At 37.6% G+C, this 19451-nt stretch carries 19 protein-coding genes and 1 pseudogene; 14 read left to right on the forward strand and 6 right to left on the reverse strand.

The features are described from left to right. Positions 1-1521 (forward strand): histidine ammonia-lyase, encoded by a 1521-nt coding sequence (hutH, locus tag MLOOGBEN_RS06075; RefSeq protein ID WP_179157368.1) that lies wholly within the window; start codon positions 1-3, stop codon positions 1519-1521. Positions 1522-1992: 471 nt separating this feature from the next. Here hutH and MLOOGBEN_RS06080 read toward each other — a convergent pair whose 3' ends face one another. Next, positions 1993-2448 carry an AEC family transporter gene (locus MLOOGBEN_RS06080; protein ID WP_179157369.1) on the reverse strand — a complete coding sequence of 152 codons (456 nt, stop codon included), beginning with the start codon at positions 2446-2448 and terminating at the stop codon, positions 1993-1995. 233 nt (positions 2449-2681) lie between these two features. On the opposite strand from MLOOGBEN_RS06080, the gene MLOOGBEN_RS06085 reads away from it, so the two are divergent. After that, a complete protein-coding gene (locus MLOOGBEN_RS06085; RefSeq protein WP_179157370.1) occupies positions 2682-3242 on the forward strand; it encodes a Uma2 family endonuclease in 561 nt (186 codons plus the stop codon). 214 nt (positions 3243-3456) lie between these two features. On the opposite strand, the gene MLOOGBEN_RS06090 is transcribed toward MLOOGBEN_RS06085, so the two are convergent. Next, positions 3457-4008, reverse strand: coding sequence for a cysteine hydrolase family protein (locus MLOOGBEN_RS06090; protein ID WP_179157371.1), 552 nt, complete (start codon positions 4006-4008; stop codon positions 3457-3459). Positions 4009-4129: 121 nt separating this feature from the next. On the opposite strand from MLOOGBEN_RS06090, the gene MLOOGBEN_RS06095 reads away from it, so the two are divergent. From MLOOGBEN_RS06095 to MLOOGBEN_RS06110, 4 genes are all read left to right on the forward strand, one after another. Then, positions 4130-4576, forward strand: a complete 447-nt coding sequence (locus tag MLOOGBEN_RS06095) for an Lrp/AsnC family transcriptional regulator (RefSeq protein WP_179157372.1) — start codon at positions 4130-4132, stop codon at positions 4574-4576. 243 nt (positions 4577-4819) lie between these two features. Continuing rightward, entirely contained in the window at positions 4820-4969 is a 150-nt protein-coding gene (locus tag MLOOGBEN_RS06100; protein WP_179157373.1) for a hypothetical protein, read from the forward strand. A gap of 106 nt (positions 4970-5075) precedes the next feature. Continuing rightward, positions 5076-5930: a TlpA disulfide reductase family protein gene (locus MLOOGBEN_RS06105; protein ID WP_179157374.1), complete on the forward strand. Its 855-nt coding sequence runs from the start codon at positions 5076-5078 to the stop codon at positions 5928-5930. Between the two features lie 408 nt (positions 5931-6338). Further along, on the forward strand, positions 6339-6941 hold the full coding sequence (locus MLOOGBEN_RS06110; RefSeq protein ID WP_179157375.1) for an SAM-dependent methyltransferase: 603 nt from the start codon (positions 6339-6341) through the stop codon (positions 6939-6941). A gap of 206 nt (positions 6942-7147) precedes the next feature. Here the strand turns inward: MLOOGBEN_RS06110 and MLOOGBEN_RS06115 are convergent. Next, positions 7148-7276: pseudogene (locus MLOOGBEN_RS06115) on the reverse strand (winged helix-turn-helix transcriptional regulator); the annotation flags it as partial. A 133-nt stretch (positions 7277-7409) separates the two neighbouring features. Here MLOOGBEN_RS06115 and MLOOGBEN_RS06120 point away from each other — a divergent pair. The 4 genes from MLOOGBEN_RS06120 (at position 7410) to MLOOGBEN_RS06135 (ending at position 11274) form a co-directional block, all read left to right on the forward strand. Continuing rightward, positions 7410-7742 carry a metal-sensitive transcriptional regulator gene (locus MLOOGBEN_RS06120; protein ID WP_179157376.1) on the forward strand — a complete coding sequence of 111 codons (333 nt, stop codon included), beginning with the start codon at positions 7410-7412 and terminating at the stop codon, positions 7740-7742. Positions 7743-7817: 75 nt separating this feature from the next. Then, the gene (copZ, locus tag MLOOGBEN_RS06125; protein WP_179157377.1) at positions 7818-8024 is read left to right on the forward strand and encodes a copper chaperone CopZ; all 207 of its coding nucleotides are present in this window, start codon (positions 7818-7820) and stop codon (positions 8022-8024) included. A 74-nt stretch (positions 8025-8098) separates the two neighbouring features. Then, positions 8099-10531, forward strand: a complete 2433-nt coding sequence (locus MLOOGBEN_RS06130; RefSeq protein WP_179157378.1) for a heavy metal translocating P-type ATPase — start codon at positions 8099-8101, stop codon at positions 10529-10531. Positions 10532-10644: 113 nt separating this feature from the next. After that, positions 10645-11274 carry an NAD(P)/FAD-dependent oxidoreductase gene (locus MLOOGBEN_RS06135; protein ID WP_179157608.1) on the forward strand — a complete coding sequence of 210 codons (630 nt, stop codon included), beginning with the start codon at positions 10645-10647 and terminating at the stop codon, positions 11272-11274. A 464-nt stretch (positions 11275-11738) separates the two neighbouring features. Here the strand turns inward: MLOOGBEN_RS06135 and MLOOGBEN_RS06140 are convergent, their stop codons facing one another. The 3 genes from MLOOGBEN_RS06140 to MLOOGBEN_RS06150 are packed head-to-tail and all read right to left on the reverse strand — an operon-like array spanning position 11739 to position 14796. Continuing rightward, positions 11739-12830, reverse strand: a complete 1092-nt coding sequence (locus MLOOGBEN_RS06140; RefSeq protein WP_179157379.1) for a Gfo/Idh/MocA family protein — start codon at positions 12828-12830, stop codon at positions 11739-11741. Positions 12831-12873: 43 nt separating this feature from the next. Beyond that, complete coding sequence (locus tag MLOOGBEN_RS06145) at positions 12874-13611, reverse strand: ThuA domain-containing protein (RefSeq protein WP_179157380.1); 738 nt, start codon at positions 13609-13611, stop codon at positions 12874-12876. Between the two features lie 24 nt (positions 13612-13635). Further along, a complete protein-coding gene (locus MLOOGBEN_RS06150; protein ID WP_179157381.1) occupies positions 13636-14796 on the reverse strand; it encodes a Gfo/Idh/MocA family protein in 1161 nt (386 codons plus the stop codon). Between the two features lie 39 nt (positions 14797-14835). Here MLOOGBEN_RS06150 and MLOOGBEN_RS06155 point away from each other — a divergent pair, with 39 nt between their 5' ends. From MLOOGBEN_RS06155 to fbp, 4 genes are all read left to right on the forward strand, one after another. Then, complete coding sequence (locus tag MLOOGBEN_RS06155; protein WP_218781070.1) at positions 14836-15732, forward strand: helix-turn-helix domain-containing protein; 897 nt, start codon at positions 14836-14838, stop codon at positions 15730-15732. Between the two features lie 251 nt (positions 15733-15983). After that, positions 15984-16304 (forward strand): nucleotidyltransferase family protein, encoded by a 321-nt coding sequence (locus tag MLOOGBEN_RS06160; protein ID WP_218781071.1) that lies wholly within the window; start codon positions 15984-15986, stop codon positions 16302-16304. Further along, entirely contained in the window at positions 16288-16629 is a 342-nt protein-coding gene (locus tag MLOOGBEN_RS06165; protein WP_179157383.1) for a HepT-like ribonuclease domain-containing protein, read from the forward strand. Before MLOOGBEN_RS06160 ends, MLOOGBEN_RS06165 begins: the two co-directional genes overlap by 17 nt. A gap of 837 nt (positions 16630-17466) precedes the next feature. Continuing rightward, on the forward strand, positions 17467-19398 hold the full coding sequence (gene fbp / locus MLOOGBEN_RS06170) for a fructose-1,6-bisphosphatase (protein ID WP_179157384.1): 1932 nt from the start codon (positions 17467-17469) through the stop codon (positions 19396-19398). Positions 19399-19451 lie beyond the last annotated feature (53 nt).

The raw sequence follows: 19451 nt of genomic DNA on the forward strand, positions 1-19451 counted from the left end.
ATGGGTTATAGCAAATTAGTAGATTTGGAAGTAATAGAACTTGACGGACTGACTCTTGATCGTTACAAGATTGAAAGTATTGTGAAGGGGAATGCAAGCGTTTCCATCCCTGAAGAAAACCGAATTCGAGTTCGAGCAAGTCGTAAGCGGATTGAAAAACAAATAAATGATGGAAAAGTGATTTACGGAGTCAATACCGGTTTTGGTAAATTAAGTGATATTGAAATTGAAAAGGAAGATATTGCAAAGCTGCAGCTGAACCTGCTTCGTGCGGATGCGGTTGGCGTTGGCGAACCCCTGCCAACTCCGGTGGTTAGGGCAATGATGACACTGAGGGCAAACTCCTTGGTCAAGGGTTTCTCCGGAATTCGGGAAGAAACACTAGATTTGTTAGTGGATATGATCAATGCTGGGGTTCACCCAAACGTACCTTGTAAAGGTTCAGTCGGTGCAAGCGGTGATTTAGCTCCACTTTCGCATATTGCCATTGTATTAATTGGAGAAGGGAAGGCTGAATATAAAGGAGAACTTCTTCCTGGAGCAGAGGCGCTTAAACGAGCGGGGCTTACTCCTGTTTCACTAGAGGCAAAAGAAGGGCTGGCTCTAATTAACGGAACACAAGCTATGACGGCAGTGGGAACCATTGCACTAAATGAAGCAGAGCGTGTAGGGTTAGCTGCAGATATGGCAGCCTGTTTAACAATGGAGGCTTTAAAAGGTATCATTTCTGCCTTCGAAAGCGAACTTTTGGCAGTTCGCCCGCATCCAGAGCTGGAATTGGTTGCATCCCGGATGCGAAAATGGCTTGAAGGCAGTAAAAGGATTACTCATCAGGGAGAAGTTCGGGTTCAAGATGCCTATTCGATTCGCTGTATCCCTCAGGTACATGGTGCTTCCTGGCAGACAATTCAATATGTGGAAGACCGCTTAAAAGTCGAAATCAATGCGGTTACGGATAATCCCATTATTTTAGAAAGCGGTGAAATCATTTCGGGAGGTCATTTCCATGGTCAGCCGATTGCGTTATCAATGGACTTTTTAAAGGTGGCTTCAGCGGAGTGGGCTAATATTTCTGAACGCAGGATTGAGCGGCTTGTTAATCCTCAGTTAAGCGGTTTGTCTCCTTTCCTTGCTGTAGACCCAGGTTTGGAATGTGGATTAATGGTTGCGCAATATGCTGCCGCTTCCCTTGTTTCTGAGAATAAAGTTCTTGCTCATCCTGCCAGTGTAGATTCCATTCCTACATCTGCAAACCAGGAAGATCACGTCAGCATGGGCACCATCGCCTCAAGACAAGCAAGGGAAATTATTCATAATTCTGCCCGAGTAATTGCCATTGAAATGATATGTGCTTCTCAAGCCATCTACTTAGAAGGGGCTGAAAGAGACCTAGCCCCTAAAACAAGAGAGTATCTAGAGAAAATCCGTGGAATTTGTCCGCCACTGGAAAGTGACCGCGCCATCTCGGAACAAATAGAAGAATTGGCACAATTTATTTTAAGGGGAAATATTTTGAGATAGTATACGCTAGAAGTGCCCATAAATTATGGGCACTTTTAATATTAGGGCTGTGTTAAAGCTGAATATTGATTTTACTGTGTTTGGAAAATAAGCGGAGAATTTCCGCTTAAATAGGGAAATCCCCATATTTCCTTCATAATAAGCGGAGTTTTTCCGCTTATGGTATCCAAATCATTGGATTTTGTCTTATTTGAAGCGGTTAACCGGAATATTGAGACTGTCGATTAATTATGCAAGTGAAATTCAGCAACTCCAATTTGATGAAATTGTGACCAAATATTTGCTTTTTTAGCTACTTTTTATAGTTTTTTATATCTATTTAGGTAGAAAATAGTTGGAATCTTCGTTTTCTAAAAGGTTAAATGAGTTAATCGACAGTCTCATATTTCCGTTTATATCTGCTTCTTAAGGTTCCTTTATATACATTAGCCGGAAATTCTCCGCCTATGAATGATCAACCCTACACGAAAATCAACTATGAATAATAACACAGCCAATATTAAAAAGACTCAGAGTCTTCCTTAGTGTTAAACATATTACCTTTTGGATATTATATCGGGCAAACTGATCGGAAGTAAAAATATGAAGAGTCCGGTGAAGGTTGACATGATTCCTGGATTCATAAACACTTTTTTGTTTACCAGGAAGTTTGGAGTGCTTGCTCATCCAGCACGCTAAAAAAATGGATAAAAGCAGTATATAAACAGACATTGATACAAGCCACAGAAATTCTTTTACAATTGTATAAGAAAAGGAAATATCTAATGAGAATAAAATGAGGGCAGGTAAAGTGACATTCAGAATCAGCTGTGTCAGCACATCGTTAGCATGGTCAATTAGGATTCCTTTTTTTCTTGCAATAAACCCCAATAATGCAATACCGTATAGGACGAACATTTCCTGTAAAAATAATCCTGATGAATGCATCCACATTCCCCCCTCGTTTACTGTATGAGGGCAGAAATAAAGATGGTTAATTTAATTAAGTTTATAATCGGTTTTCTGTCCTTTTACTATTACAAACATTAATCGGATGAACTGTTTTCAGCAGGGGTATGGTTTCTTCATATAAAGAGTGGAAATAAAACTTTCAACTTTGTTTAATTCATCGCTTTCTCATATAATATTAATAAGACTAGGTTTGAAAGAAGGTGTTTTCTATGAATTTACCTGAAAACCGATATATTACCCTTGAGGAATATGAAGAATTAAGGAAAGTATCAGATCAGCAATTAGAGTATATTGATGGTGTCCTTTATATGTCCCCGTCCCCCAATACGAAACATCAAAGAATATCTATGAAATTATCCTCATTTTTATTTCATTTACTAGATGGAAAGGATTGCGAAGTTCTTGCAGCCCCTTATGATATCGAACTAGTCGATGGAGAAAGTGACGAAAAAAAAATAATAATACCTGACTTATCAATCATATGTGACAAAACAGGTTTTACTGAACAGAAATATATTGGTGTTCCTGAATTGATTATCGAAATTATTAGCCCTTTAAACCAGGCACACGACTTAATTTTTAAAACGAATCTTTATCAAAAATTCTGTGTTAAAGAATATTGGATTATCAACCCAATATTGAATAATATTATGGTTTATTCATTAGGGGAAGACAATCAATATCGCCTAATTGAAAATGAAAAACAAGGTTTGATAAAATCTAGCATTATAAATGGTTTCGAAGTAGATGTTGAAGCAATATTTAAATAGATGAAAGTACCTGTTGCACGGGAAATAGATGAGAGCCAGGCACTTTCTCTTTGAACGCCTTTTGTGGACACGAAAAATAATCCTATCTATTAATGTATTATTCTCATGCATAATTGTCTTTATCACGATCTAATGTATAGTCTATCATCAAAATAATGGGAGCTGTTTATGAACAACTCCCATTGATATTTAATTATTTATTATTCAAGTTTGGTTAGCTTTGTTGCAGGAAATCCTCGGTCGAAATAACATTGGCATACATACCGTTAAGTGCGCTGACAAACGCATAATGAACCTGTTCAGCTGGTACAACCACATCTTGGTAAGATAACTCCCTTGTCGCACATGCATCTTCAATTAGTGTAGTTTCAAAACCTAGGTCGACTGCAGCTCTAACGGTTGCATCAATACACATATGCGTCATCATACCTACAACCACTACCTTGGTTACACCTTGTTCTCTTAATTTGCTTTCTAAATCAGTCTTTAAAAAGCTGTTAGGGAAATTTTTTACGATAATGTTTTCGTGTTCTAATGGTAGAACCGTTTCATGTAATTCAGCTCCCTCTGTATTTGGAAGGAAGAAGCCTAATTCTGGACTACTTGCGATATGCTGAACATGAAAAATAGTATCTTGGTTATTTTGTCTAAACCATTCAAGAACTTTAGCAGCATTAGCGGCTGCTTTATCAGGATTGCTTAACTCCATCTTTCCATTTGGAAAATAGTCGTTTTGTATATCAACAATGATTAAAGCTGTACTCATTTTATCCACCTCAATAAAAAATTTTTATTACAAGTATGATGATATACAATATCTTAATTTCTATCGATACTTTGATGAAACACTTTTAGCTCAAATCATTTCATGGTGAAAGGAATTTATAATGGAACTTGATAACATTGATTTTCAGATCCTTCGGTTACTATCCGAGAATTCACGTATTCAATGGAAAGACTTAGGTGAACAAATTCATATGACGGGACAAGCTGTAGGAAATCGTATTAAAAAACTTGAGGAAAGTGGTGTGATTAAAGCTTATTCTCTCATAGTCGATGAAATGAAAGTGGGACTAATCTTTACAGCGTTTGTCATTATTTATATGAAAACAGCAGACCATGATTCGTTTATACGTTATATTAATGATCAAAATGAGGTAGTTGAAGCGCACCGAGTATCGGGAGAAGGCTGTTACCATATAAAAATAAAAGTTAATTCTCAAGAAAAATTGAATCTTTTTCTTAATAAAATTCTCGATTATGGAAATTATACTTTGTATCTATCAATACAAGAGATTAAAAAACATAATCCATTGGCGGCAACATTGGAATAAACAATTTATTTTCTAGAAGGTTACAAATTTTAAGCCTGGCTTCTTATACCAGATTTTGAAATGACCAAAAATAAAAACAAATCAAAACAATTCCGTTGACATTATACCTGTGTGGGTATAGCATAAAAGCATGAACTGTTGGTTAAAAGTAGATAGAAGAGGTATCGCCTCTTTTATTTTTGAATACTTTAATACCCTGTTGGGTAATTAGAAAACATTAATTAGGGGGTTTTATGATGTCGGATGAAGAAAAACAAATCAAGGATTGTTCCAGGACTGGTTCTTGAGGAATCAGCCGGACAAAGGTTTCTGGAGATGGAAAACAGGTTAAACAACCGCTTCCAATATGACCAGGAACGTTTGTATGGCTCCTGGCAGGAGTCATTTACCTGATTTATAAAGCTTTTAATTGATATTCTAATTTCATAAACATGAGAAGAATCTCAAAAGAAGGGGGGAACCGGTAATAGAGTTTATCCAAATTGGTTCTTTTACTATTATGATGAAATGGTTAGTTCTTGGTATCGCCGTTGTAATCGGATTTGTTTTTCTGAAATTATGGCTGTTGCAATCACAAAAAAAAGAACCTGGTAAACAATTATTTGATTTGGTATTTAACAGTATTTTTTGTGGCTTTCTGATTTGGAAAGGTAGTCAGCTGCTGTTGGAGCCGAAATTAATGATTGAAAGTCCACTGTCGTTATTATATTTTACCGGAGGAACGAAGGGATTAATTTTAGGAACGCTCGGTGCATTAATTTATTTGATTTTTAAAGCCAGAAAATTAGAAATAACAAACCTGATGGTTCTACAGTCGACACTGGTTTTTGCGTTTGCCGTCATGAGCGGGTCTTTTTTATTGAACCTTTTCTTAAATGAGGATAAGCCGAAAGTGAATACAGTCAGCACAAAGACAGTAGAAATTGGTCTCCAGGAAGGAAATAAAGCACCTGATTTTCAATTAAAGACATTAGACGATGCTGACGTTAAACTGTCTGATTTGCGAGGAAAAAAGGTCATTTTAAATTTCTGGGCAACCTGGTGTCCGCCCTGTAAAGCAGAAATTCCACACATGCGGAATTTTTATGTATCAAGCGACAAATCCAAAGTAGAAATACTCGCCATTAATTTGACCACATCAGAGAAAAATCCAAAAAATGTAAAGGGATTTGTAAAAGATAGAAATGTAACTTTTCCTGTTTTACTCGACCAAGATGGGGATGTAGGCGTCCAATACCAAGCGATTACAATTCCAACAAGTTACCTGATTGATTCTCAAGGGATTGTTCGCAAGAAAATAGTCGGGCCTATGGACAAAGATATGATGAACCAATTAATAGAAAATGTTGATTGAAGGAAATAAAACAAGGATAGAAATTTTATAAACTTAAAAAGGCAATGGAGGTACTGAAATGGTCAAAGTAACACATGCTGCAATTTCAGCCATTAAAAGCGAAGTTCAAGATGTCATCAATGAGGGTAAAAAACCGCTGATCCGCTTTACAATGGGCATTGGCTGAGGGGGTCCGCAGCTTCGTCTGACTCTGGAAGAGTCGGCTTTAGAAAATGATGAAATCTCTGAGCAAGATGGAATCGGCTTTTTAGTAAATGAAAGACATCAAGTTTATTTTAATGATGTAAAGATTGACTATGTAAAGTCATTACTCGGAGGCGGACAGTTTACTGTGCTTCGGGTTTAAGTGAAAGGGCTATTTAAGCCCTTTTTTCACATTTGGATTATGACAAAAAGGAGCAGAATTATATGAACAACCACTGGAATACTCGCTTTCTAGCTGAGAATTATGTTTATGGTACGGAGCCAAATGTGTTCATATCTGAAATGCAGAAAAAACTTCAGTTATCCGGAGATGCTTTGGCCATTGCTGAAGGTGAAGGCAGGAATGCCGTTTTTTTAGCTGAACAAGGAATGAGGGTGACATCTTGGGATTTCGCCGAATCTGGACTGCTAAAAACGGGGAAGCTTGCCGAGAACAAAGGGGTAACCGTACGAACAGAGCTTGTCGATTTAAACGAAGCTGTCTGGGAAAAAGAGCGGTGGGATGAAATAGTTTGTGTTTTTGGACACTTCCCAAAAGAAACACGTAAAAAAACACTTGAAGGAGTAAAAAAAGCAGTAAAACCAGGTGGTTATTTTGTGACAGAAGTATATTCGATTTATCAACTTCCCTATAAAAGCGGGGGTCCTAGAGATATTAATTTCCTCTATTCTCCGGAAGAGTTCCTGCAAACCTTTTCGGATTGGCGGATTGTTCATTTCTTCATGGGTGAAGCTATTCGCCATGAGGGAGAATTACATACCGGCTTAGCACATGTTATTCAATTTGTTGGCCAAAAACTTGAATAAATCACGGTACAGGGGATAAGCCAGAAGACTAATCGGGGTACGATTATAATAAAGAAACGGATGTTACTTTAACGTTTTAACCAAATTTTTTTAAGGGGGCTTATTAAGCCTCCTTTGTTATATTAATTAGCCAGTCATCCATGTATAATATCTGGTTTTTCCCTCTTTTATTTTTCCTTATTATGCTCTCCCCAGTGGCACATTTCCTAGATAAGAGGCCAAAGAGTTTGCCCTTTTTGAGTAAGGCTATATTCGACCTTTGGAGGAATTTGTGGATATTCCTTTCGATGAATTAAGCCATCACTCTCCAATTCCTTTAAAGTAGAACTGAGACTGGCGCGTCTACTTGAACTATAGGTATAGATACAGTTGCTAAGTGAACATTAAAATAAACGTTTATTATTTTTTAATACTTTACATACCCTATGAGGGTATGGTAAGATGAAATCAATTTAGGAGGTAAGACTGATGGAAAACTCAATGAAAGTAGAAGATTGCCATACTGAGGGTGTTACTTCTTGCCGAAAAAGTCATCATCCTGAACGTGTAAAAAATAATTTAACCTCACGATTAAATCGTATCGAAGGTCAAATTCGAGGCATTAAAGGAATGATCGACAAAGATGTATACTGTGATGATGTAATTACACAACTCTCTGCCACCCAATCTGCTTTAAATAGTGTAGCCAAAATTCTTTTGGAAGGTCATCTAAAAGGTTGTGTGGTCGACCGTCTTTCAGTAGGTGATGAAGAGGTTTTAGATGAATTAGTTGTGACGATTCAAAAGCTATTGAAAAAGTAAAAATTTTTTATCTTCATTATACCCCTATGGCGTATATTATGCAAAATAACATATCATTTTAAGGAGAGAGAAAACATGAAAAATATAACATTAAACGTACAAGGAATGTCTTGTGGTCATTGTGTGAAGGCAGTTGAGGGAAGTGTTGGTAAATTAGAAGGCGTTAATGGAGTAAACGTTAAACTAGAGGATGCTCAAGTAGAAGTAACCTTTAATGAATCACAAGTTTCACTAGGACAAATTAAAGAAACGATTGAAGACCAAGGATATGACGTAGAATAAGAGTGCTCCCTTTGCACTCTCTTATTTTCAAAAAAAATATACCCCTATAAGGTATAGGAGAGGTGGAAAGCATTATGAGTTCAGCAGCAAAAAGTGTAGCTGTTAAGGAAGCAAGTATTGGAATTATAGGAATGACGTGTGCCGCATGTGCGACACGTATTGAAAAAGGGTTAAATAAAATGGAGGGTGTCGAGCAAGCAACTGTCAACTTAGCACTAGAAAAATCATCGATTAAATATGACCCGTCAAAACTAAGTGAAGCAGATTTTGAAAAGAAAATTGAAGCACTTGGCTACGGTGTTGTGAAACAAAAGGCAGAATTCGAGATTACTGGAATGACCTGTGCAGCATGTTCCACACGTATTGAAAAAGGGTTAAATAAGATGGAAGGTGTTGCAATTGCGAACGTCAACTTAGCCCTTGAAAGAGCAACCATCGAATTTAATCCATCGGAAGTTACGATTGCTGATATTATTGCAAAAGTTGAGAATCTAGGTTACGGTGCACATCAAAAGCAAGACGAGCAAGCTCAGGTAGATCACCGTGAAAAGCATATTAAAGACCAGCAACGTAAATTTATTATTTCGGTGATTTTATCGTTACCACTATTATGGACGATGGTAGCGCACTTTTCATTTATATCGTTTCTATATGTACCAGATATCTTAATGAATCCATGGTTCCAACTAATCCTGGCAACACCGGTACAATTTATTATCGGGAAACAGTTTTATGTTGGTGCTTACAAATCACTTCGTAATGGCAGTGCTAATATGGATGTGCTCGTTGTCATGGGTACTTCAGCAGCCTATTTTTATAGCGTATATCAAGCAATTGTCACAGCTGGAACACACCATGCACCACACCTATATTTTGAAACAAGTGCGGTACTGATCACACTGATTCTATTAGGGAAATTATTTGAAGCAAAAGCAAAAGGCCGTTCATCTGAAGCAATTAAAAAATTAATGGGGCTTCAAGCTAAAACGGCGATTGTTGTACGTGACGGAGTAGAAAAAGAAATACCGTTTGAGGAAGTAGTTATTGGTGACACTATTTTAGTGAAACCAGGTGAGAAAATTCCAGTTGATGGAGAAGTATTAGAAGGAACAACAGCCGTTGATGAATCAATGTTAACAGGCGAAAGCTTACCAGTAGATAAACAAGCTGGTGACGTATTATATGGATCTACCATTAATAAAAATGGTTTCATCAAAATGAAAGCAACAAAGGTTGGGCGTGATACAGCGTTAGCTCAAATCATTAAAGTAGTAGAGGATGCACAAGGTTCGAAAGCACCGATCCAACGTTTAGCGGACCAAATTTCAGGTATTTTTGTGCCGATTGTAGTAGGAATTGCCATTCTCACATTCTTAGTTTGGATTATCTGGGTTCAACCAGGTGAGTTTACACCGGCGCTTGAAGTGTTAATCGCGGTACTTGTCATAGCTTGTCCATGTGCTCTTGGTTTAGCCACTCCGACTTCCATTATGGCAGGAAGCGGTCGTTCAGCAGAATTTGGTATTTTATTCAAAGGCGGCGAGCATTTAGAACAAACACAGGGCATTGACACAGTGGTGGTAGATAAAACAGGTACAGTTACACACGGTAAACCTGTATTAACAGATGTTTTAGCAGCAGATGGTCAAGACGAAGAGAAGTTTTTATCGCTGATTGGTGCAGCGGAAAGACAATCTGAGCATCCATTAGCTGAAGCAATCGTTCAAGGTATTGTGGAGAAAGGCATCGAACTTGGCAACGTCCAGTTCTTCGAAGCAATTCCAGGTTATGGTGTTCAAGCAACAGTTTCAGGTCAAGGGGTTGTCATTGGTACACGTAAGCTTATGCAGCAATATGGGATCGATATTACAGCAGTTCTCTCAAGCATGGAGAAATTGGAGAGTGATGGTAAAACAGCGATGCTAGCTGGTATTAATGGACAATACGCAGGGCTAGTGGCCGTAGCGGATACTATTAAAGATACATCTCGACAAGCTATTCATCGTTTACAAGAAATGGGCATCAACGTCATTATGATGACAGGTGATAATGAGCGTACTGCGAAAGCAATTGGGAAAGAGGTGGGAGTTGACGCAGTCATTGCGGAAGTCCTTCCTGAAGGTAAGGCAGATGAAGTGAAAAAGTTACAACAACAGGGTAAAAAAGTTGCAATGGTCGGCGATGGGATTAATGACGCACCAGCACTAGCCACAGCGGATGTTGGGATGGCCATTGGTACAGGTACAGATGTCGCAATGGAAGCTGCGGATATTACACTGATCCGAGGAGACTTAAACAGTATTGCCGATGCAATCTTAATGAGCCGTAAAACAATGCGTAATATTAAGCAAAACCTATTTTGGGCGTTTGCCTATAACGTAATCGGGATTCCAATTGCGGCAGCAGGATTCCTTGCACCATGGGTCGCTGGTGCAGCGATGGCATTTAGTTCTGTGTCGGTTGTGTTGAACGCATTACGTTTACAAAGAGTGAAATTAGAAAAATAAAGTTACTGTTAGCTGTAGAGTAAACCACGATTTGCGTAGTTTACTCTATAGCCTTTCTATTCTGGAAGATGTATATTTTTAGGAAAATAGATTAGTAGGATGTGAGAATGGTAATGGATCACAAGGAGAAAAAGGTTAAATTGGCTATTAACGGTGGGATAGCATTCGGTGCAAAACTAAATGTTAAACAACTAGGCGTCATTGCCCAGTACATGAATGATGGAGATGAACTGGAGTTGACCACTTTCCAACAACTTTACATTGAGGTACTTGAAAGTAAGGTGAAATTCGTCAAGGGAAAGTTTATGGAAGTGGGATTGTCGTGTTACCCAGTAGGAAATTTCGTGAAAAGCTTAAGAACCTGTAATTTTTGTAAAGGGGAAGAAGAGGAAGGAATGCCGGTAGCCATTGAACTAAATAAGCGAATAGCAGGAAAAACAGTTCCCTTTACACTTCGCCCAGCCTATACAGGATGTCCGGTTGGATGTGGTGAACCTCTAGTAAATGATATCGGCGTCATGAAAGTACAAAACGGATATGATTTATACATTGGAGGAAAAGCAAAAGGAAAGGATGCCCAAATAGGTACTTTATTTATGGAGCAACTAATGCCTGAACAGTTATACAAGATAGTCGAAAATATCATTACTATCTATGCTGAACAAGGAAAAAAGAGAGAACCGTTATTTAAATTTATTAACCGTTTTGGATTCGAAAACTTAAAAAGTCAAGTAACTGGATAAATAAATGAACCGATGGAGCTTCCTGGGCAATTATTAAAACTAAGAATAAAATATGACCCGGAAATTTATTTTGGCCCCTGGCATTCGAAAAATGAAAGGGCTACTTAGCCCTTTTTGTGTTCAATAAGACATTAGAGTTGATTTCTTATTTTTCCTTCCTACTTTTTTCATACAACTTACGTGCCATTTCCTCCAATTAGCTAATTAACCTACATAATAATTGTTATTAATTGTTCCCTTGAACCGTGATAGCGGAGTGGTGAGGGAACGATACTTGGATAATCGTTCCCGTAAACAACGAAAAAAAGGGGTATAGGGAACAATAATCGTAGAATCGTTCCCTGGAACTGCGAAAACGTAGTGTACCGGAACAATACTAGTTTCATATTAAAATGGGCTCTCCAAGAATGGGGGAGCCCTTTTATTTCGTTTATGAAAATATTCTATTCTAGCGAATTACTTAATTAAGCCTGTAACTCCATAGACACAGATTCAGGACGCTCACATGTACTTTCCATTATATAATGTTTACCACTATCAGAGGAATCATGGAAGCCATGCATCGCCTCTAAGACGTGATACGCTAATTCGCTATTTGCTCGGTATTTCCCACCTTCAAGGATTGCTTTGGCCATATCAGCAACGCCAAGCCCTCGATTGTTTTGGGAATATCCATATGCAAGAGGTACCTCTTTAAACTCATTTTCGTCACGTTTCCTTATTTTGACAGTCCCGCCGAACGTATTGGGATCAGGGACAAGTAAGGTCCCTTCACTGCCATAAATTTCAATAGGGGGCAGCGAGGTGCCGCCAAAGGCATCAAAGCTTGTGGTAATACTTCCAATTACCCCCGAGGCAAAATCGATCACACCTGAGATATGTGTAGGGGTTGATACCTCAATTTTTGTACCCGCTTTTGGTGTGCTAAGCACAGTTCTATCATGATAACTGATACGAGTAGAACCAGAAATTCGTTTGATTGGTCCTAAAAGAGCCACTAAGGCTGTTAAGTAATAAGGTCCCATATCAAACATGGGTCCGCCGCCAATATCATAATAAAAAGCAGGGTCTGGATGCCAATGTTCGTGCCCGCGGCAAATCATGAATGCAGATGCACCAATTGGTACTCCAATTTCACCTTGTTCTATTAGATGGATAGCAGTTTGAATACCAGCACCTAAGAAGGTGTCAGGTGCACTGCCAACAAGAAGATTATGCTTCTTAGCTGTTTCTAAAATTTGTTTTCCTTCCTCGCGTGTCACAGCAAGTGGTTTTTCTGTATAAACATGCTTTCCAGCTTCAAGTGCCTGAATGCAAACAGCAGCATGTGCTTTAGGGATGGTTAGATTAATGACGAGTTCAATTGCTGGGTCAGACAGTAACTCTTCAACGGAACAAGCCCTAGGGATACCAAACTTTTCAGCTTGTAATTGTGCCCGCTGTACATCCAAGTCCGCACAAGCAATTAACTCGAGGTGAGGGAACTTCTGACAGTTTTCCATATAAATAGAACTAATATTTCCACAACCAATAATACCGATTTTAAGTTTTTTCATAGGAACCTCCAGTATATTTTTATGGATTAGCTTGCCTTCCGCCTTACTGACTGTCTCCCATGCCGGTGTAGGTCCGTACATTTCCATAAATAGACGCAGCGTCCCATTCTCCGGCCCGTTTCTTACCTTCAGCAGCCCACAAAAATCCGCGTCGCATGATCAGCGAAACTTCCGGCATAGCGACAATATTCGCTTGATGTCCTAACGAACTATAAAACACATTCCCATTGCCCCAGCGTTTTGTCCAAACCACAGGCATATCTACTGCTTTATTCGCCGCGTGCGGTCCGTGAAAAACCGGGAAACGAGTGGTAGCTAATACTTCAACAGCTGGATCGTAGTGAAGGTAATACTGCTCACTTGCGACTTTAAAATCAGAGATACCCTCTAATAATGGACTTGAGGAATACTTGATATTGACCATGTATTCTACACTGTCATTTCCGGGATGGGCCACCCAATTACCCCCGGTCATAAATTGCCAGTCCACATTATTTCGAAAAGAGTCACACATTCCACCATGGCATCCCGCTAAACCTACACCAGCGGCCACGGCTTCCGAGATATTTAAGACATACTTCCTTTCAATTTCACCCATCGTCCAGTGGGGAACGATTAAATCTAACGATTTTAACTTTTCCTTGTCTGCGTATGAGTCTAGTGAATTGGATACCTCTACTTGGAAGTTTTCTTCCTCAAGGATCCCCTTAAAGATTTCAGCTACCTGTTCGGGCTGATGGCCATCCCAGCCGCCCCAAACAATCAATGCACTTTTTTTCATCGTAATCGCACTCCCTATCATTTTTTATACCTCAGATATTCGGATCCATTGGCGTTTTTCAATCGATAAATCAACCGCTTCTAAGACTTCCTGGCACTTTACACCATCACGGAAGTTTGGAACAGGCTGTCGATTTTCCCGAAAAGACTCCATAAGTTCGACGATTTCATGAATAAACGTATGTTCATAACCAATCGTATGTCCTGGCGGCCACCAGTTTTCTGCATAAGCGTGTGCAGGGTCAGTCGCTAGGACGCGGCGGAAGCCTTGGACATCGTCTCGATCATCAACGAAATAAACCTGAAGTTCATTCATCCGTTCAAAATCAAAGATAACACTGCCCTTACTGCCATTGATCTCAAATGAATTCGTACAGCGGTGTCCAGCCGCAAAGCGAGTAGCTTCAAAGCTTCCTAGAGCTCCGTTAGCAAATTGAGCTAAAAACAGGGTAGCGTCATCCACTGTCACTTCGCCCTTTTCATTACTTTCACTGCCTGTTGCTGATAAGCCCGTCATCTGAGAAGGAATTGGACGTTCTTGAATAAACGTTTTGTTCATCCCAATTACTTCGGTAATATCGCCAATGAGGTAGTGAGATAGATCGATTAAATGAGCCCCGAGGTCTCCGTGAGAGCCTGAACCTGCAATTTCTTTCTGAAGTCTCCAGACACGCGGAAAGTTTGGGTCCACGAGCCAATCCTGTAAGAACCAGGCACGAAAATGATAGATTTCGCCCAATCTTCCTTCGTCAATAAGCTTTTTAGCCAGCATAACAGCAGGGGCAAAGCGATAGTTAAATCCAACCATATGTTTGATCCCGGCAGCCTCAACGACATCGAGCATTTCTCTAGAGTCTTTTAATGTAAGCGCTAACGGTTTTTCGCAAAAAACATGTTTGCCTGCTTGTGCAGCAGCAATGGTTATTTCTTTATGTACATCACTAGGTGCATTGATATCGATTAAATCGATATCATCTCTTACTAAGAGGCTTTTCCAGTCGGTTGTATATTCCTCCCAGCCAAATTGCTTGGCTGCAGTGGTCACACCATTTAGGTCACGGCCGCAAATAACCTTCATTTCAGGATGAACCGTGTTCGGGAAAAACAGTGGAAGATCACGGTAAGCATGACTGTGTGCTTTTCCCATAAATTTATAGCCGACCATTCCGATTCTAAGTTTTTCCATAGCTTATCTCCTTTTTTATGTCATCAAGATTACTCTAATATGGATAAATCTATCATTTACAGGTTTGACACAACAAGTAAAAACTTATATAATCCTAGACAAAATTTACTCTTTACTGGGGTTGTTCTTAGTATGTTGATATATGAAGCACATCATTTTGATTTAATATCAAACTATCATACATTGAATCTAAACTTTCCAAGCCATCTCCATCGTGGTTTTGAATTATTATTCCTCGTTGATGGGGAAATGGAAGTCATTATTAGTCAGAGAAGTTACCATTTAAAAACTGGACAATTCTTACTCATATTGCCGTATGAAATTCACTCGTTTATTACAGAATTACATTCTCGAGCTAAAATTTGTATTTTTTCGCCAGACTATGTTCCGACATTTCAAAAAATGATAGAAAATAGTTCACTTGAAAATCCAGTTTTCAACCTATCTTTAGAAGCAAATACACTAATTTCTAGGACACTTTTCAAAGAAAGCCTAAATCTGCTTGAACAAAAAGCCTGTCTCTATTTAATATTATCAGAGCTAATGGGACAAACTAGCCTAATTAAAGGTGAAAAACAAGATCCAGAGTTGCTACATAAGTTGCTAACCTATATTCAGGACCATTTTACAGAATCAATCTCTTTAAAAAGTATCGCTAGTACTTTAGGTTACAGTTATAATTATTTATCGAAGTATTTTAATACCCATATTCATATGTCTTTTGTGGATTTTTTAAATGAAACCCGAGTAAACTATGCTTGTTACCTATTAATCTATACAGAAAAAAATATGACCGAAATTTCTTTTCTTTGTGGTTATGAAAGTATACGTTCATTCAATCGTAACTTTGTAAAGATAAAATTATGTACACCAAAGGAATACCGAGAAAAGAAACCCCAGTCGTTTATGGATTTGTATCCTATCAATATTACATAATCCTAGATTTAGGGGGGAAGTTACAAGCACAGTCTCTTAACTGGCATGAGACCTGCGTGCCAGGTTCTGGTGGTGTGAAAAGTAAACCAAATCCACCATTAGAGTCTTCAATTTATTTTGCTTGAATATTACTAACAAAAATAAAAAGCCTTGGAAAAGTAAAGAAACCTTTTTGGAAACAAGGCTTTTTTCCATTCTTTGGAGAATATATAAAAGAAGGGTACAATTAATAAAATTGAAGTATAGAAAAAATGGCGGTGATATTGATGTTATCACAACAAGAAATCCTAGAAGAATTATCCAAAAATATAAATTCATGGAAAGTAAAATACGGTGTAAAACGAATTGGTTTATTTGGGTCTTATAGTCGGGAAGAACAAAAAGATAGCAGCGATATTGATGTGTTAGTGGAATTTGACCCTTCTAAATTGTCTTTTGATAACTATATTGAATTAAAATTCAATCTTGAAGACCGATTTAGAAAACCAGTAGATTTGGTAATAATCGATGATATAAAGCCAGCGTTGAAACCTAGTATTTTAAGGAGTGTGAAGTATGCAGAGGGAGCCTAAAGTGTTTTTAGAAGATATTTTAGCCGCTGCAATTAAAGTCGAAAAATACATAAAGGGGTTATCTTTTGATGAATTCGTAGATAATGATTTAGTTTCTGATGCAGTCATAAAGAATATTTTAGTTATTGGAGAAGCTACAAAAAATATTCCTGATGTAATAAGAAATGTAAATCCAGAAATAGAATGGAGAAAGATGGCTGGTATGAGGGATATGATGATACATGGTTATTTCTCCATTAATGAAAGAATAGTCTGGGATGTTGTTCAAAATAAAATTCCTCCATTAAAAAAACAAGTAGAACAACTACTACAAAACCTTAGTTGAATACGGTCATTTACGATGATAAATAAAAGTTTTTTTATTTTAGAGAAGAAAAATTAAGTCATGATTTTAAATTTCTTGAGATAAAATTACCTAGAGCAAAACTAGCTTTGGGAAGCCTTTTGTGGTTTTTCCAGCACCTGTAGGACCGACAATAGCCACTTTTTCTCCTATTTGGTGTTATCGTTGCATTTATGCTTTATGACATTATTGAAAGTGGAAATCATAAAGAATTACTTTCGAAAAATGGCTTTTATGCGGAGCTTTACAACAGTCAGTTTGAAGAAGCTTCGTAATTTGAAGTTTCAATAATTGCAAAGCGAATCGAATAGCTACATTCAAATAACACCACAGAATCATAGTTATTAATTGTTCATTTGAACCGTAAAAACGGAGTATCAAAGGATCGATAGATGGAGAATCATTCTCTTAAACAACGAAAAAGAGGGTTCTAGGGAACAAAAATGATAGAATCGTTCCCGGGAACTGCGAAAAACGTATTGTAACGGAACAATACTTAGAGCATTATCATACCAACCTGTCCAATTGGATAAGTTTTTCATAGTAAAAAGGGCTCTCCAAGAATGAGGGGAGCCCTTTTATTAGGTCGTGGTGGTTTGAACTACATTCCGTAGAATAACTATGCCTTTATTCCAGATGTAGATGAAGCGTTAATGGGTCATCAATACACCAAATGTAGAATTTAATCTTTCATTAAGATTGGTTGACAGGAGAATTCTAAATAGTAAAATAACTATTATTTGATCTGATAATATAAATAATTAATCTCAATCTATTAAATAAATGATAATAGTGAATTTTGAAAGGGGATACATGATTTTGAACTCAAAATATCTAGATTTACTTCTTCAGAAATATGATTGTGAAGAAAAAGTGGTAACTGAAATTATTAATCTAGAAGCCATTCTTAATCTACCAAAGGGGACAGAACATTTTGTCAGTGATTTACATGGGGAGTATCAAGCGTTTCAACATGTGTTAAGAAATGGATCAGGGAATGTGAAAAAGAGAATCAGAGACTTGTTTCAAGATGTTTTATTTGATAATGAAATAAATGAATTTGCAACATTAGTATATTATCCTGAAGAAAAATTAAAATTAATTAAAAATCATTTTGTCAATGAACATGAATTAAACCAATGGTATATAGTAATCATTGAGCGGATGATAAGGCTTATTTCTCATGCTTCCTTCAAATATACACGTTCGAAATTACGAAAAGCATTGCCGAGTCAGTTTGTGTTTATTATAGAAGAGCTGCTATACAAAACCAATCAATCTGAAAATAAGGAGCAATATTATAAAGAAATTGTCGAGCAGATTATCTCCTTAGGTCAGGCTGATAAACTTATTACAGGGCTTGCGTATACCACTCAAAGATTGGTTGTCGATCATCTTCATGTAGTGGGGGATATATATGATCGTGGGCCGGAACCGGATAAAATTATGGATACTCTGATCAATTATCATTCCGTTGATATTCAGTGGGGAAACCATGATGTACTATGGATAGGTGCTTTTGCTGGTTCAATGGTGTGTCTAGCTAATATCATTCGTATTTGCGCAAGATATGACAATCTGGATATAATTGAAGATGTATATGGAATCAATCTTAGACCACTGCTGAATCTTGCAGAAAAATACTATCAGGACAATCCGGCTTTCAGACCTAAGGTACATTCAGATAAGAAGCAGTCCGATCATGAAACATTACAAATAACGAAAATTCATCAAGCCATTGCGATAATTCAGTTCAAACTCGAAATGCCTATTATAAAGAGACGCCCGTATTTTAATATGTCAGAAAGGCTTTTGCTGGAGAAAATTGATTATGACAAGAACGAAATAACGATTTATGGGAAAACCTACCCTCTAGAAAATACTTGCTTTGCAACGGTAAATCCAGAGCAGCCTGATCAATTATTAGAAGAAGAAAAGCAGGTTATGGAAAAATTATTATTTTCAGTCCAACATTCAGAAAAGCTGGCCAGACATATGAATTTCCTTGTGAAGAAAGGGAGTCTTTATTTAAAATATAACGGGAACCTATTAATACATGGTTGTATTCCTTTAGATGAAAAAGGGAATATGGAAAAAATGGTTATTGAAAATAATACCTTTTCAGGTCGTGAATTACTTGATGTTTTTGAACGGTATTTACGTCATGCTTTTGCACACCCTGAAGTCACAGATGACCTTGCGACAGATATGGTCTGGTATTTATGGACAGGAGAATATTCATCACTCTTTGGTAAAAGAGCAATGACAACGTTTGAGAGGTACTTTATAAAGGACAAGGCAACCCATAAAGAGAGGAAGAACCCATACTACCATTTACGCGAAAATGTAGAAATTTGTCGCAATATCCTCACAGAATTTGATCTGAATCCTGACCAAGGTCATATCATAAATGGTCATACACCAGTTAAAGAAATTGAGGGAGAAAATCCTATTAAAGCAAATAGTAAGATGATCGTGATTGATGGAGGTTTCTCCAAAGCCTATCAATCAACAACAGGCATAGCAGGATATACGTTACTATATAATTCTTACGGGATGCAACTGGTCGCCCATAAGCATTTTAATTCAAAAGAAGATGTTCTCCTTAACGGGACAGATGTTTTATCAATTAAAAGAGTAGTGGATGAAGAATTAAAGAGAAAAAAGGTTAGAGAAACAAATGTTGGAGAGAAATTGTTACAGGAAATCTCTATTTTGAATAGTCTAAGAGAATATCGCTATATGAATTAACACAATTAGGAAGAGATTTAAATAAGGAGAGGGGTCTATTCGACAACTCTCCT

Source organism: Bacillus sp. EB106-08-02-XG196 (assembly GCF_013396335.1).
In the GTDB taxonomy this organism is placed as follows: domain Bacteria; phylum Bacillota; class Bacilli; order Bacillales; family Cytobacillaceae; genus Neobacillus.